The organism is Streptomyces sp. SudanB52_2052 (genome assembly GCF_964272415.1).
In the GTDB taxonomy this organism is placed as follows: Bacteria; Actinomycetota; Actinomycetes; order Streptomycetales; family Streptomycetaceae; genus Streptomyces; species Streptomyces olindensis.
The window spans coordinates 6,292,382-6,306,924 of the sequence record NZ_OZ186796.1 but is presented as its reverse complement, the minus strand read 5'-3'; the positions used below and the strand labels follow the sequence as shown (position 1 = coordinate 6,306,924).

Below are 14,543 nucleotides of genomic sequence, written 5' to 3'. Positions count from 1 at the left end.
GCGCGGTTGCCCTACCGCCGCCTCACCTCGCCCAATCGCCCCCTCAACCTCTGTGCTCTCAGGACCAGTTCCAGTTCGAACCGCCGGTCCGGGTCGTCGATGCCGTCGCCCCACATTTCGCGGATCTGACGGAGGCGGTAGCGCACCGTCTGGGGGTGGACGCCGAGCCGGGCGGCCACTTCCGGCGCGCCGCCGCGTGTCTCCAGCCATGCCAGTAACGTTTCCGCGAGCCGTCGGCCGTGCGTCGGGCCGCAGTGGGCGAGCGGGGCCAGGCAGCGCAGGGCCAGGTCGTCGATCAGTTCCTCGGGCTGGAGGAGGACCAGGGCCTCGGTATGTTCCGTGCAGTGGAGGACCTCGCCCGTGGGGAGCAGGTCCCGTTCCATCAGGCGTACCGCCGCCTCGGCCCAGCGCAGGGACTTCGCCGCGTCGGCGAGCGGGACGGGCGGGCCGATCGCGCCGGACCAGCCGGCCAGGGCCCGGTGCAGCAGCTCGGGACGGCCCGCGGCGTCCGGCTCGGGGACGACCATGCGGGGCTGCTCGTACTCCATGTCGAGCAGGACGCCCTGACCGACCGCGGGGGCCATCGCCTCGCGGGCCGGGCGTAGCAGGACGCCGACCGCGACCTTCGCCGGGAGGGGCCAGCCGATGCGTGCCGCGCGCTCGGTGAAGGCCTCGGTGGGGTCGCCGCGGTGGTGTTCGGCCAGCAGGAGTTCCATGAGGCGGCGTTGCAGGCGCAGGCGTTCGCCGGCCTGGCGGGCCGCCGCCTCGGCGTAGCCGCGCACGGACTGGTCGACCAGGCCGTCCAGGTACTCGTAGCCCGCGTCGACGAGTTCGTACATCGCCGGGGGCGGGATCTCCACGCGCTGGCCGATGTCGGCGAAGCGGCGCCAGGCCAGGCGTACGCCCATGCGGTAGATGGCCTGGAGGGAGTCCAGGGAGCGGCCGTTGAGGCCCTCGCCGCGGCCGAAGTCCTGGAAGACGCCGGGCGGGACGGTCGGGCGCCCCTCCGAGTGCTCCAGGTGCTGCACGAAGACCTCGATGGCGCGGCGGATGCCGACCAGGGCCATGGGCTCGCCGGAGTCGTCGAGGACGACGGGCAGGTGCGGGTACTCGCGCTGGATCTCGCGGAGGATCTCCTCGGCGAGCTCGGGTGCCTCGGCCATGGCGATCGCGGCGAACCGGCGCACCTGGAAGCGCGGTACGTCGTGCCAGGCCGAGCGGGTGGTGACGGTTCCGGTGCGGGCGGCCGTCATCCCTCAACTCCCCTGCCCGGCCCGCTCGTACGTGATCAGGGGCGTGTTCGGCTGGTCGGGTGTGGCTTCGAGCAGCGCGACCACGCCCAGCGCGGCGCCCACGGCGAGGGCGGCGGCGAGCGCGACGGTCAGCGCGGCAGCGAGCAGTCTGGACATCGCAGGGTCAGCCTCTCTGTCCGGATTCGACCGGAGATGGTCCGGAGGTTGCCCCACCCCGGCACCCCGTCCCTGCCTGTCGCGCCCAGTCTCGACAAGCATTGACACCCCGTCAAGAGCCGCCTACGGTTCCCGGCCCAGCCGCACGCGCGCATTCCGCCGCCGTGCCGGCCCTCTCGTACGTCGAGCCGCCCCAAGCCACTGGAGTGCCCGGATGCGCCGTACAACCTCTCCGTTTTCCCTGGTCCTGCTGGGTCTCGGCACGTTCCTGCTGGTGCTGGCGCCCCTGCTCGCCTGGTACGTGCAGCCGCGGGCCGCGGTGAACCCGATCGACATCGACACGACCGCCGTCTACGAAGGCCGGGGCAGCGTCTTCGACACTGACCGGATCGAGACGGTGCCCGACCGGAAGATCACCGTGACCCAGCGGGTGCGGGGCAACGTCGCCGACAGCGAACGCAGCGGCAAGGCCGTCTGGGACGTGACGACCACGGTCGACACCGACAAGTCGCTGCCGGCCGCCGACCCGCACGACGCGCTGGACTTCACCCCGCACCGCTGGGTGATGGACCGGAAGACCACCCGGCCCGTGCACTGCTGCGGCGAGAAGCCGTACATCGAGGGCGAGGCCTACCTGAAGTTCCCCTTCGACGTGCAGAAACGCTCCTACCAGTGGTGGGACAACACCCTCGGCGACACGGTCGTGCTGCGCTACCGGGGCACCGAGAAGGTCCAGGGCTACACCGGCTACAAGTTCACCGGCTCGGTGCCGCCGACCAGGACGGGCACGCGGATGGTGCCCGGCACGCTCGTCGACCAGCCGAACCGGCCGCAGGTGCTGGCCGAGGAGTGGTACTCCAACCACGGTTTCGAGCTGGTCGTCGACCAGGCCACCGGCCGGGTGCTGTACGCGCAGACGGGGCCGAAGCGGACCCTGCGGGCGCCGGGCGGGAAGAAGGACGCGGCGGTGCTGCTGGACAGCCGGAAGGTCTCCTTCACGACCGAGACGCAGCGGGAGGCGGTGCGGCAGGCAAAGCGGGACAGCGGTCAACTCCGGCTGGTGGGCGTGACGTTGCCGATCGGGGCGGCGGTGGGCGGTTTCGTGCTCGCGGTGGCCGGTGCTGTTCTCGTGGTGCGTGGGCGGAAGGAGCCGGAGCAGCCTGTTCCGTCCGATTCATCGGATATGCCCCAGCCCACCCTCACGATGTGATGTGACGTCAGCTCTAACAAAGCCGGAAATTGTCACGTCGGTGAGTAGCCGTGGCGAACGTCCGGGCGAAAACTGTCCAACCCCACCCGAGCACAACCCGTCCACACTCCCCTCCCAGGAAGAGCTCAGGCCCCCCACAGGCCGACCCCCCGCACCGGACAGACCCCCCACGTTTTCCCCACGTTGAGTTCCGCACCCCGAGACGAGTTGGAGCACCCATGCCCCAGCACGTGCCGTCCTCGCTGCGCACCGCGTCCCCCAGCGCGCCGCAGCACCTCCCGGCGCTCCCCCCACATCCGCGCCGGATCGTCTTCCTCGCCCACCGCGACCTGGACAACCCGTCCGCCGGCGGCTCCGAGCTGCTGGTCGACAAGCTCGCCGACGGACTGACCCGGCTGGGTCACCAGGTGACCCTGCTGTGCGGGGGCCCCGCGGCCTTCCGCGACTACCGGGTCGTGTCGGCGGGCGGCCCGTACGGGCACTACCTGCGCGCCCGGTCGGCCTTCGCCCGGCAGGTCGGCGACTGCGATCTGCTGGTCGAGGTGTGCAACGGCATGCCGTACCTGGCGCCGTTGTGGCACCAGGGGCCCACGCTGTGCCTCGTCAACCACGTCCACACCGACCTGTGGAAGATGCGCTTCGGCGGGCCGCTGGCCCCGGCGGCGCGGATCGGCCGAAGACTCGAGCACTGGGCGCTGACCGGGGCGCAGCAGCGGAACCTGCTCGTCGCCGTGTCCTCCTCGACCGCGTCCGCCCTGCGGGCGATCGGGGTCGAGCGGGACCGGATCCGGGTCGTGCACAACGGCGTGGAGGAGCCGGGGCCGCGGGCCGAGCGCTCGCCCGAACCGTTGTTCGTCGCCGTCGGGCGGCTCGTCGAGTACAAGCGGATCGATCTGCTGCTGCGACTGTGGGAACGGGTCCGGCCGGTGACCGGCGGGCGGCTGGTGATCGTCGGAGACGGACCGGAACGCGAGCGGCTGGAGCGGCTCGCCGGGCCCGGTGTGGAGTTCACCGGGTATGTGACGGAAGCCGAGAAGCACCGGCTGCTGTGCGCGGCCTGGCTGCTGCTGCACCCTTCCGCCGTGGAGGGGTGGGGGCTGGTCGTGACGGAGGCGGCGGCCCGGGAGACGCCGGCGGTCGCCTTCGACGTGCCCGGGCTGAAGGACTCCGTGATCGACGGTGAGACCGGGGTCCTCGCGCGGGGTGAGTCCTCGTTCGCCGCCGCGTGGTGCGCGCTCGCGTTGTCCGCGGAGCGGCGGGAGTCGATGGGCAAGGCGGCCCGGGAGCGGGCGGCTCAGTTCCGGTGGGACCGGACCGTGCGGCAGTTCCGGGTGGTGGCCGCGGAGGCGGTGAGGAGCTGGGGGCCGTGACGTCGCCCCTGCGCCGTGTCGGTGATGTCGTGTCGCGAGTGCGGGTGGTGCGTGGGCGGTCGCGCCCACGCGGCGGAGCCGCACCCGTCCCAGCGCCGCGCCCCCCTGTGCGCGACCCCTCGTTCCGGCGATCTGTCGCCCTGTTCCGCGCCTTCCTCCACGAACAGGACGATCCCGAGAGCTGCTACTCGCTGCTCGCCCGGGACGCCGCGGACCAGGTCGAGGCCTACGACGGGCCCGTGGCCGGGCGTACCGTCCTGGACGTCGGCGGCGGCAGCGGGTACTTCACCGAGGAGTTCCGGCGGCGCGGGGCGCACGCGTTCCTGTTCGAGCCGGACGTCACCGAACTCGGCGAGAAGCCCCCCGACTCGGCCGTCGTCGCCGACGGGTACCTGCTGCCCCTGCGGGACGGCGTCGCGGACGTCACCTTCTCCTCCAACGTGCTGGAGCACGTGGCCGACCCCGAGACGTTCCTCAGTGAACTCACCCGCGTGACACGGCCCGGCGGGCTGATCTACGTGTCGTTCACCAACTGGCTGTCGCCGTGGGGCGGGCACGAGTGGGCCCCGTGGCACTACCTCGGCGCCGAGCGGGCCCGGGCCCGTTACCTGCGGCGGACCGGCAGGCCCGCCAAGCACACGCTCGGCGAGAACCTCTTCGCGGTGCACATCGGCTCCACCCTGCGGCAGGTGCGGGCCCGCGACGACGTCACGGTCGTCTCGGCGCGCTCCCGCTACTGGCCCTTCCTCGCGGAGGCCGTCGTCAAGGCGCCCGGCATCCGCGAGTTCGCCACCTGGAACCTCCTCCTCATTCTGCGGCGGTGTCCTACATGACAACCACGGTCCAGGCTCCTCCACCGGCAGCCGTCCCCACCACCGCGACCGCGGCGGGACCCCCCGAGGGCCCGCGGTCGCGGCGCTGGCTGCTGGGTTTCTGGGCCGTGGTGTTCGTGCTGTTCCTCGCGGTGCAGCCGGGCCGGCAGACCTTCGACACCAAGCTCGGCGTGACCACCGACCCGGGCCAGTTCCTCGCCGACCTCGGACAGTTGTGGCACGACCGGGCCGGGTTCGGCGGCATCCAGGACCAGTACGTCGGCTACCTGTGGCCGATGCTGCCGTTCTACTGGCTGGGCGACCTGGTGCGGTTGCCGGTGTGGCTGACCGAGCGGCTGTGGATGTCGTTGATCGTCTCCGTCGCCTTCTGGGGGGCATTGCGGCTGGCCGAGCGGCTGCGGATGGGCAGCGGGGCCTCCCGGCTGCTGGGCGCCGCCGCGTACGCGCTGTGGCCCCTGTTCACGACCGTCATCGGGTCGACGTCGGCCGCGGCGCTGCCCGGCGCGTTCCTGCCGTGGGTGCTGCTGCCGCTGACCGACGAGCGGTTCGCGGCTCGGGTGGCCGCCCTGCGCTCGGCGCTGCTCGTGCCGTTCATGGGCGGGGTGAACGCGTCGGCGACGCTGGCGTCCCTGCTGCCGGTCGGGCTGTACCTGCTGTCCCGGCCGCCGGGGCCACGGATGCGCAAGCTGATCGCCTGGTGGGCCCCGGCGGTGATCGTGGTGACGGCCTGGTGGTGGGTGCCGCTGCTGCTGCTCGGCGTCTACGGCGAGAACTTCCTCCCCTATATAGAGACCGCGCGGACGACCACGGACACCATGTCGGCGACCGAGGCGCTGCGCGGGGCGGGGAACTGGGTCGCCTACCTGCACTTCGGTGAGGCCTGGCTGCCGGCCGGCTGGACCGTGGCCTCCTCCGTCCTGGTGATCGTGTGCTCGGCGCTGGCGGCCGGGCTCGGGCTGGCCGGACTCGCCCGGCGGGACATGCCCGAGCGGCGGTGGCTGGTGCTGACGGTGCTCGTGACCGCGCTGGTGCTGCTCGCCGGGTACGGCGGGGCGTTCGGGGCGCCGTTCCACGGGGTCGTGCAGGGCTGGCTGGACGGGTGGCTGTCGCCGTTCCGGAACATCTACAAGTTCCAGACGGGGCTCGCCCTGGCACTCGCGCTGGGTCTGGCCCACCTGGTCGGTGTGGCGGCCGAGCCGCGCGGGGCCCGGCGGGTGCGCGGCCGGCGCTTCGCCCCACTGGTCGCGGCCGTGCTGATCCTGCCGGGGCTGCTGTGGCCGTACCTCAACGGCTCGATCCTCAACCCCGGTTCCTTCCAGAGGCTCCCCACCTACTGGCAGGCCACGGCCGACTGGCTGGAGAAGTACTCCCCCGACTCCCGCGCCCTGGTCGTCCCGGCGACCGCCCACGGCATCTACACCTGGGGCTCGCCCATCGACCAGCCCCTCGACGTGCTCGCCGAGTCGCGGTGGGCGCAGCGCGACTACGTCCCCTTCGGCACGCCCGGCAACCGGCGCGCGATGGACGCCGTCGAGCACGCACTGCTGTCCGGGGCCGAAGTCCCGGGCCTCGCCGACTACCTGAGCCGGGCCGGGCTGTACTACGTCGTCGTCCGCAACGACCTCGACCCGGACCAGATCGGCTCCGTGCCGACCGCGACCGTCAAGCGCACCCTCGAACAGTCGGGGTACGAACGGGTGACGGGCCTCGGGCCGGTGATGACCGGAGGGCGGATCGCACAGGACGCGCCGCTCCAGGTCGAGGGGCTGTACCCGCGGCAGCGGGCCGTGGAGATCTACCGGCCGGCCGGCGACGACGTGATCCGGCCCGGGCAGGCCGGGCTCGCCCCGGTCGCCGACACGGCCGTGGTGTCCGGCGGACCCGAGGCGCTGCTGCCGCTGGCGTCCGAGCTGCGCGGCCGGGCTACCGTCCTGACCGGCGACAACCACCCCGGGCTCGGCACCCCGGCCGTGCAGGTGGTGGGCGACGGGATGCGGCGGGCCGACACCCGGTTCGGCGTGGTCAACGCGGGCACCTCGTACACGTACACGCGCGACGAGCGCAACGCCCCTGACGCCCAGCAGGACCCGGGCGAGAAGCCGCGCCAGATCCTGCCCACCGAGGGCATCGAGCACCAGACGGTGGCCGAGCTGCGCGGCGCCCGCTCGGTGACGGCGTCCTCGTACGGCAACTGGCTGTTCCACCTGCCGCAGTACGACCCGGTGAACGCCTTCGACGGCAACCCGGACACCGCGTGGGCCGAGGGCGCCCCGGACACGCCGGACGGGCAGTGGCTGCGCATCGGCTTCACCGGCTCCTACGACATGCCGTCCTCCTTCAAGGTCACGCCGCTGCCGCAGGAGAGCGTGCGGGCGGCCGCGACGAAGGTGCGCGTGGAGACCGAGAAGGGCGCGCGGACCAGCTTCCTCCGGCCGAACGGCACGACGCAGAGCGTCAAGGCGCCCGAGGGCGCCACCCGGTGGATGAAGCTGACGATCACGGACTCGGTGGAGCGCCGGGCCGGACTGACCGGTGCGGGCTTCTCCGAGATCGACCTGCCCGACGTGCAGGTGACCCGGATGCTGCGGCTGCCCGCCGACGCGGACGACGCCACCGCGTCCGCCACCGTCGTCTCCCTGCACCGCGCCTCCGACCCGACCGGCCTCTCCGCGACCGGCACCGAGGCCGGCCTGCACCGCCGCTTCACCACCCCCGCCGCCGGGACGTACGAGGTGAAGGCGACGGCGGTGCCGGTGCCGGGCGAGGAACTCGACGAGCTGCTGTACGAGGTGGCGCCCGAGCAGCAGGCCCGGATCGTTGCCACCGCCGACTCCACGGCACGGCTCGGCGCGGGCCTCGGGGCGCGCAACCTCACCGACGGCGACCTGACGACGGCCTGGATCGCGGGCGACCGGCCCACGATCCACCTGCGCTGGGAGGGCAAGCAGCCGGTCGGCGAGCTGGTCCTGGCCCCGGCGGGCGGCCTGTCCACCCGGGCGTCCGAGGTGCACATCAGCTCCCCGGACGGCGCCGCGATCGCCGGCGTCGACGAGAACGGCTGGGTCCGCTTCCCGCCCATCACGACCGACCGGCTCGACATCACCGTCACCGACACGGCCCCGCTGACCCTGCACAACCCGGTGGCCGACGAGGACCTGCGGCTGCCGGTGGGCCTCACGGAGGCGTACATCCCGTCCCTCGACCAGTACCGCACCCCGCAGCCGGACGGCACCCGCGCGTTCTCCCTGCCCTGCGGCAAGGGCCCGGACGTGGCGCTCGACGGCGAGCTGTACCAGTCGAGCGTCAAGGGGACCGTGCGGGACCTGGTGGAGCGGCGGGGCGTGGCGGTGACGCTCTGCCAGGAGGGCCGGGGCGACACCGAGGTGCAACTGGCCGCGGGCGAACACCGGCTGGAGGGCGGTGACGCGGGCCCGCTCGCGCTCACGGACGTGACCCTGACCCGCGGGACGGTCCCGGAGGAGGCCGCGGCCGGGCGCGAGCTGCGGATCCGGGACTGGCTGGGCGACCGGCGCGAGGTGACGGTCGGCTCGGGGGCGGCCTCGTACCTCACGACGTACGAGAACGTCAACGACGGCTGGCGGGCCACGCTGAACGGCAAGGAGCTGACCCCGGTCCGGCTGGACGGCTGGCAGCAGGGCTGGCGGATCCCGGCCGGGGCGGGCGGCTCGGTCAAGCTGTCGTACGAGCCGGCCACCACCTACGACGCCGGGCTGATCGGCAGCGGTGTCGGCATCGCGGTCCTGCTGGGCCTGGCCGTCTGGCGTCGCCGGGCCCCCAACCCGGACGCGCCGCAGCCGGTGCCGCCGCCGCCCGGGCTGTGGCTCGGCACGGTGGCGCTGACGCTGGTCGGAGCGGTGATCGCGGGCTGGTTCGCGCTGCTGGTCCCGGCGCTGGCGCTGCTCGCGGCGCGGCGGCACACGCTGCTGGTGCCGATCGCGTTCGCGGCCCTCGCGGCGGCGGGGATCGTCGCGGCCTTCGGCGCCGGGGAGCCGGTGGGCGCGGGCGGGGGCGCCTTCGGGCACCTGGCCCAACTGCTGGCGCTGACCGGCCTGTTCGCGGGGCTGGTGAGCATGCGTGAGCGGCCACCGGCACAGGCGCCGAACCGGGAGCTGCCGAGGACGGAGACCGGGGAGGGCAGGCCCGCATGACGACACCGGTACGCGTTCCGTTCCCGGTGGTGGACGAGGTCTCCCGGCACTGCCTCCAGGAGGAGGAACCGGAGACCGTCCACATCGAGGTCCACCTGCCGGGGCCGCTCGACCCGACGCGGCTGCGCAAGGCGTTCACGGAGGCCCTGTACCGGCACCCGAGGATCCTGATGAGGGAGGCACGGGGGCCCTGGTACCGGCGGCGCTACGAGTGGGAGCTGACGGCGGAGCCGGACGTGGAGGTGGTGTCCTTCGCCCCGTCGGGTCCCCGGGCCCTGCAGGACGCCAGGACCCGGGCCCTGGCGGAGGCGCCTCCGCTGTCGCTGTCCCCGCCGATACGGCTCGAAGTGGTGGACTCGGTCCTCTTCCTCACCATCAACCACACGGCCCTCGACGGCCCGGCCTGCCTCCGCGTCCTGGCGACGGCCGCGGAACTCTACGGCGGCCGGGACAACTCCCCCGCGGCACCCCCGGTCCGCCCCGCGGAACCCCGGCAGGAGCCCCCGGACACCCCGGCCACCTGGTCACCGCCCGCACGCGTGGCGCACGGCACGCCCGACCCCTCGCCGGGCAACGGCATGCTCGTCACCGAACTCGCCCTCCCCCACCGCCCCAAGGGCTCCCCCTACACCGTCAACGACCAGCTCATGGTCACCACGGCCCTGACCATCGCCCACTGGAACAGGGAACACGGCGCCCGCCCGCGCCCCCTGCGCATCACCATGCCCGTGGACGACCGCCCCCGCGACACGAGCATGCCCATCGGCAACGGCACCCGGCTGGTCGAAGTGCCCTTCGGCCCGGGCGAGTTGACCGACCCCGACCTGCCCGCCCTGCTCCGCCGCACCGCGGAGCGGACCCGTGCCCTGAAGTCCCTGCCCCGGCCGCAGCTCGGCCACGGCGCCGCCCTGCTCACCGCCCCCTGGGCCCCGGTCGCCGCCCGCGCCGCCCTCACCCGCGCCCTGCGCAGAGCCGCCGCGCCCTGGACGTCGACGACCCTGCTCAGCAACATCGGCCGCATCCCCTACCCCCTGGACTTCGGCGAGGAGACGGGTCGCGCGCACGCGGTCTGGTTCTCCGCCCCGGCCCGTATGCCGCGCGGCCTGACCGTGACCACCGCCTCCACGGCCGGCCGCCTCCACCTCGCCCTGCGCTGGTCCCGGGCCCTGCTCGGCCCCGGCGACGGCGCCCACCTCCGCGACCTGTTCGAGCACTATCTGCACACCACGGAGGCCAGCCCGTGACGACCTCCCCGGTGAAACCCCGCGAGCTGCGCGACTTCTACGAGAACCCGGCCGTGCCGGTCGCCTCCGGCACCCCGCGCAGCCTCCGCCAGGCCCGCATGCTGGCCCGGGCCCTCGGTCCGGCCGGCGGCCGTCCCGGCACCGTCCTCGACATCGGCTGCGGAGACGGCACCGCCGCCGCCACCGCCGCGCCCCTGCTGACCGGCCACCGCGTCATCGGCGTCGACTGGTCCCAGGACGCCCTGCGCCGCGCCCGCGCCCGCATTCCGTACGCCGTCCGCGGCGAACTCACCGGCGGCGGGCTGCCGTTCGCGTCCGGGTCGGCCGACGCCGTGCTGTTCAGCGAGGTCATCGAGCACCTCGTCGACCCGGACGCCGCGCTGGACGAGATCCGGCGGATCCTGCGCCCCGGAGGCCACCTGATGCTGTCCACCCCGAACCTGGCCGCCTGGTACAACCGCGCCCTGCTGCTGGCCGGTGTGCAACCCGTCTTCTCGGAGGTCAGCCTGCGCGGCATCCACGGCCGCCCGGGCAAGGAGGTCGTGGGCCACCTGCGGCTCTACACCCCGCGCGCGCTGCGCGAGTTCGTCGCCGCGTCCGGGTTCACGGTGGAACGGCTCGAAGGCGCCCCCTTCCACGGCGTGCCGCGCCCGCTGCGGCCGCTGGACCGGCTGGCCTGCGCCCGGCCGCAGCTGGCGTCGATTCTGCTGCTGCACGCCAGGAGGACGTAGCCCATGTGGTGGGGAGTGGCCGCGGCGCTGCTGGCGAACACCCTGTACAGCCTGGGCTTCGTGCTGGAGAAGCGGGCGCTCACCTCGCTGCCCGAGGTGAGCATCCGGCGGCCGGCCCGGCTGCTGCGCCTCGTCCTCGGCAGCCCGCTGTGGATCGGCGGCTCCCTCGCCCTCGCCGCCGGGTTCGCCGCGCAGCTCGTCGTCTACCGCACCCTGCCGATCGCCGCCGCGCAGGGCATCTTCGTCTCCGGCCTGGTGCTGCTCGTGCTGCTGTCGGCGCGACTGCTCGGCGAGGAGACGACCGGCCGCGAGCGGTACGCGCTGGGCGCGATCCTGCTCGCCCTGCTGATGGTGGTGCTGTCGCTGCGCGAGGGCTCGGACACCGTCAGCCAGGACGCGCCCTACCCGCTGATCCTGCTGGTGTGCGTGCCGTCGCTGGCCGCCGGGCTGTGGCTGTACGGCTCCGCCGAGCGGCGCGCCCGCAACCGGCACCGGCGTCCGACGACCGGCGTCGAGTACGGCGTCGCCGTGGGCCTGCTGTACGGCGTCAGCTCGCTCGCCATCAAGGGCGTCTCCAGCCATCTGACGACCGACGGGATCGGCGGCGCCGTCCTGGACCTGCTGAGCTCCCCGTACCCGTACCTGCTGCTGTTCACCGGCGTGTTCGGCCTGGTGATGTCGCAGGCGGCGCTGCAGCGCTGCCGGGCCTCGCTGATCGTGCCCGTGTGCACGACCGTGACCTCGCTGTTCACGGCCGTCCTCGGCACGCTGTCGTTCGGCGAGGCCCTGCCCGACGAGCCACTGCGGCTCGCCCTGCGCGTGGCGGGCACGGCCCTGGCGGTCGCCGTCCTGCTCACCATGCCCAAGCACGACTCCGCTCCCCAGCCCCCCGCACCAGCCAAGGAGTTGGCATCGCCATGAAGCCCGACGACCCGCTGCTGAAGATCCTGGCCTGCCCGCTCGACAAGGGCCCGCTGCACCTGCTGGCCGAGGAGGACGGGCAGGAGGAGGCGCTGTACAACCCGCGCCTGCGCCGCCGCTACCCGATCGTGGACGGCATCCCGCAGCTGCTGCCGTCCTCGGGCGAGCAGGTCCCGGACGACACGCACGAGGAACTCCTCAAGAGGATGGCACCGTGACCAGCCTGGCGGCGCGCCTCGCGCCCTTCCTGCCCGACCGCCTGGTGGCCGCGACCGCCCGCGCGCTCTACCCCCGGTTCGAGCCGGAGCTGGCCCGGCTGGCCGAGCTGTGCCCGTCCGACTGCGGCACGGCGGTGGACGTCGGCGGCTGGTACGGCCCCTGGACGCGGCGGCTGTCCGGCCGCGCGGAGCACGTCGTGACGATCGAGCCGGTGCCCCATCTGGCCCGGCTGCTGGCCGCGTCGGTCCCGCCCAACGTGCGCGTGATCCGGGCGGCGGCCTCGGACCGCCCGGGCATCGCCCGGCTCTGGCTGCCGTCCGACGACTCCGGTGGCCGGGGCGTGTCCTCACTGGTCCGCCGCGACATCCACGGCCGGGCCCTGGACGTCCCCTGCGTCACGCTCGACGAGCTGGGCCTGCGGAACGTCGGCTTCATCAAGATCGACGTGGACGGCAACGAGCCCGCGGTCCTGCGGGGCGCGACGGGGCTGCTGGCCCGCGACCGGCCGGCGCTCTTCGTGGAACTGGAGTCCCGCATCCAGCCGATCGCGCCGGTGGTGACGTACCTGTCCCTGCTCGGCTACGACGGCTGGGTGCTGCCCGGCGACCGCTGGGTGCCGCTGGCGAAGTTCCCCCTGGAGGACCACCAGGCGGACGCCTCGTACGTCGTCTCGCACGGCCTGCTCCGCCGCGTCCTGCCGTCCCCGCTGCGCAGGGGCCCGCGCTACGTCAACTCCGTGCTGTTCCTGCCCGACGGCCGCCGTCCCGGCCCGGCCCCGGTGGGCGACGATGGGTCCCATGCCCTCCGGAAAGCACCCCGCTAGCCCCTTCACCCCGCTCGACTTCCAGCTGGTGCTGCTGCGCCGCATGGCCGACCACAACCCCGGCCCGGTGGAGGACGCCCGCCGTGCGCTGGGCGTCTCGATCGCCGACATGCGCGAGGCCAACAAGCGGTGGCAGGCGATGGTCCGCTCCCCACGCTCCCGCGCGCCGCTCTCCCGCTACCGCTCGGTCCTCGGCGCCCCCGAGTCCCGTACCGCCCGCCGGATCGGCGACCTCGACTGCGAGGCCTGGCTGTGGCCCGTGCCCCTCTGGCCCGACCTGCGCTTCGAGGTCCTGACCGCCCCGACCGGCGCCGTGTGGAACGAGTGGCTGGTCCGCGCCCCGGGCGCCCAGGGCCCCGACCTGCGCACCCTGGACGACCTCACCCCCTGGTCCTGCACGGTCGACGAGACGTCCCGCGCCTTCGCCCCGGCCCGTCCCCTGGAGGGCACGGCTCCGACGCGGTGGGGGCTGAAGTTCACGGCGCCGGACGCGGAAGGGGTGCGGCGGGAGGTCGTCGCGGAGTTCACCTGGGGGTTGCTGCAGCGCGTGGCCGTCACCGGCCGGGTGGAGGCGTGACCCACCCGGCGGGCCGCCGGGGTACGAGCAGCCCGGTCACCCGGCGGCGGCCAGCACCGCCCGCACGACCCGCGGCACGGAGTCCGGGTGCAGCCAAAGGAACAGATTCGGCTCGATCAGCTCCAGCTCCATCACGCACGGCTCCCCGTCCGGCCCGGTGACGAGGTCCACCCGGGCGTACAGCGGCTCCGTGCCCCCGGGCACCGCGGCCAGTGCCCGTTCCGCGACGGCGAGTTCGGCGGCGGTCGGTTCCCAGGGCCGCAGGTCGGGGTGGGCGACCTTGTCCGCGTCGTACGGGGTGCCCGGCGCGAGGACGGCGCCCTTGACGCCGGCGTGCAGCAGGCTCCCGCCGAAGAACTGCAGGGCCCGCTCGCCGGCGGTGTCGATGCTGCGCATGTACGGCTGCACCATCGCCGTGAAGCCCTCGGCGTGCATCCGCTCCAGCTGCCGTACGGCCGTGTCGTGCTCGTCGCGGGTGTAGCGGGCGGCGAACCGGGCGCCGGCGCCGGAGGTGGGCTTGACGACGTACTCGGGGTGGTCGGTGAGGTCGGCGGGCTCGCCGGGGGCGATGTACCGGGTGGGGACGACGGGCACACCGGCGGCCGCCAGGTCCCCGAGGTACCGCTTGTCCGCGTTCCACCGCACGATCTCGGGCGGGTTGGCGAGCCGCGTCAGCTTCCCGCACCGCTCCACCCACGCCCCGAACTCCTCCGCCCGCCAGCTGTAGTCCCAGGTCGAGCGGATCACGGCGAGGTCGAAGCCGCCCCAGTCGGCGCCGGGGTCGTCCCAGGGCACCGCGACGGCCTCGGCACCGGCCTCCCGCAGCGCCCGTACCAGCACCGGAAGGTCCCGGTCCTTGCTGGGCTCGGGGCCGGAGTCGTAGGTGACAAGGGCGATACGGGGCACGACGGTCTCCCTCTTCGTGCGATCGGGTGATCGACCGGCAGGCTAACAACCGCTGCGGGAACCAGGACAGCCCGCTTGACCTTCACCTTCGGTGAAGCCCCAGCATCGGTGGCGGAACCGGAGGGAGGTGG

At 73.8% G+C, this 14,543-nt stretch carries 13 protein-coding genes; 10 read left to right on the top strand and 3 right to left on the bottom strand.

What is annotated here, in order from left to right; all coding sequences use genetic code 11:
• Positions 1–11 precede the first annotated feature (11 nt).
• Entirely contained in the window at positions 12–1,253 is a 1,242-nt protein-coding gene (locus ACSUPV_RS28190; protein ID WP_037767852.1) for a PucR family transcriptional regulator, read from the bottom strand.
• 3 nt (positions 1,254–1,256) lie between these two features.
• Positions 1,257–1,409, bottom strand: coding sequence for a hypothetical protein (locus ACSUPV_RS28185; RefSeq protein WP_298572590.1), 153 nt, complete (start codon positions 1,407–1,409; stop codon positions 1,257–1,259).
• Between the two features lie 214 nt (positions 1,410–1,623).
• On the opposite strand from ACSUPV_RS28185, the gene ACSUPV_RS28180 reads away from it, so the two are divergent.
• The 10 genes from ACSUPV_RS28180 (at position 1,624) to ACSUPV_RS28135 (ending at position 13,506) form a co-directional block, all read left to right on the top strand.
• Positions 1,624–2,619 (top strand): DUF3068 domain-containing protein, encoded by a 996-nt coding sequence (locus ACSUPV_RS28180; protein WP_031111878.1) that lies wholly within the window; start codon positions 1,624–1,626, stop codon positions 2,617–2,619.
• A gap of 218 nt (positions 2,620–2,837) precedes the next feature.
• On the top strand, positions 2,838–3,989 hold the full coding sequence (locus ACSUPV_RS28175; RefSeq protein ID WP_031111876.1) for a glycosyltransferase family 4 protein: 1,152 nt from the start codon (positions 2,838–2,840) through the stop codon (positions 3,987–3,989).
• A gap of 107 nt (positions 3,990–4,096) precedes the next feature.
• Positions 4,097–4,822: a class I SAM-dependent methyltransferase gene (locus tag ACSUPV_RS28170; protein WP_037767857.1), complete on the top strand. Its 726-nt coding sequence runs from the start codon at positions 4,097–4,099 to the stop codon at positions 4,820–4,822.
• Positions 4,819–8,991, top strand: a complete 4,173-nt coding sequence (locus ACSUPV_RS28165; RefSeq protein WP_436948801.1) for an alpha-(1->3)-arabinofuranosyltransferase domain-containing protein — start codon at positions 4,819–4,821, stop codon at positions 8,989–8,991. The genes ACSUPV_RS28170 and ACSUPV_RS28165 overlap by 4 nt, the downstream gene beginning before the upstream one ends.
• Positions 8,988–10,235, top strand: coding sequence for a condensation protein (locus ACSUPV_RS28160; RefSeq protein WP_037767863.1), 1,248 nt, complete (start codon positions 8,988–8,990; stop codon positions 10,233–10,235). The genes ACSUPV_RS28165 and ACSUPV_RS28160 overlap by 4 nt, the downstream gene beginning before the upstream one ends.
• A complete protein-coding gene (locus ACSUPV_RS28155) occupies positions 10,232–10,966 on the top strand; it encodes a class I SAM-dependent methyltransferase (protein ID WP_436948800.1) in 735 nt (244 codons plus the stop codon). The genes ACSUPV_RS28160 and ACSUPV_RS28155 overlap by 4 nt, the downstream gene beginning before the upstream one ends.
• A 15-nt stretch (positions 10,967–10,981) precedes the next feature.
• Complete coding sequence (locus tag ACSUPV_RS28150) at positions 10,982–11,887, top strand: hypothetical protein (protein ID WP_037768234.1); 906 nt, start codon at positions 10,982–10,984, stop codon at positions 11,885–11,887.
• Entirely contained in the window at positions 11,884–12,105 is a 222-nt protein-coding gene (locus ACSUPV_RS28145) for a Trm112 family protein (RefSeq protein ID WP_031111862.1), read from the top strand. The genes ACSUPV_RS28150 and ACSUPV_RS28145 overlap by 4 nt, the downstream gene beginning before the upstream one ends.
• Positions 12,102–12,929, top strand: coding sequence for an FkbM family methyltransferase (locus ACSUPV_RS28140; RefSeq protein WP_382615359.1), 828 nt, complete (start codon positions 12,102–12,104; stop codon positions 12,927–12,929). Before ACSUPV_RS28145 ends, ACSUPV_RS28140 begins: the two co-directional genes overlap by 4 nt.
• Positions 12,895–13,506 carry a hypothetical protein gene (locus tag ACSUPV_RS28135; protein WP_031111858.1) on the top strand — a complete coding sequence of 204 codons (612 nt, stop codon included), beginning with the start codon at positions 12,895–12,897 and terminating at the stop codon, positions 13,504–13,506. The genes ACSUPV_RS28140 and ACSUPV_RS28135 overlap by 35 nt, the downstream gene beginning before the upstream one ends.
• 36 nt (positions 13,507–13,542) lie before the next feature.
• On the opposite strand, the gene ACSUPV_RS28130 is transcribed toward ACSUPV_RS28135, so the two are convergent.
• Positions 13,543–14,412: an ATP-grasp domain-containing protein gene (locus tag ACSUPV_RS28130; protein ID WP_031111857.1), complete on the bottom strand. Its 870-nt coding sequence runs from the start codon at positions 14,410–14,412 to the stop codon at positions 13,543–13,545.
• Between the last annotated feature and the right edge of the window lie 131 nt (positions 14,413–14,543).

Bases quoted from the DNA above. Each gene is read 5' to 3' on its own strand.
- ACSUPV_RS28165 (WP_436948801.1), top strand. From the start codon at position 4,819: ATGACAACCACGGTCCAGGCTCCTCCACCGGCAGCCGTCCCCACCACC.
- ACSUPV_RS28160 (WP_037767863.1), top strand. From the start codon at position 8,988: ATGACGACACCGGTACGCGTTCCGTTCCCGGTGGTGGACGAGGTCTCC.
- ACSUPV_RS28145 (WP_031111862.1), top strand. From the start codon at position 11,884: ATGAAGCCCGACGACCCGCTGCTGAAGATCCTGGCCTGCCCGCTCGAC.
- ACSUPV_RS28175 (WP_031111876.1), top strand. From the start codon at position 2,838: ATGCCCCAGCACGTGCCGTCCTCGCTGCGCACCGCGTCCCCCAGCGCG.
- ACSUPV_RS28180 (WP_031111878.1), top strand. From the start codon at position 1,624: ATGCGCCGTACAACCTCTCCGTTTTCCCTGGTCCTGCTGGGTCTCGGC.
- ACSUPV_RS28190 (WP_037767852.1), bottom strand. From the start codon at position 1,253: ATGACGGCCGCCCGCACCGGAACCGTCACCACCCGCTCGGCCTGGCAC.
- ACSUPV_RS28185 (WP_298572590.1), bottom strand. From the start codon at position 1,409: ATGTCCAGACTGCTCGCTGCCGCGCTGACCGTCGCGCTCGCCGCCGCC.
- ACSUPV_RS28135 (WP_031111858.1), top strand. From the start codon at position 12,895: ATGGGTCCCATGCCCTCCGGAAAGCACCCCGCTAGCCCCTTCACCCCG.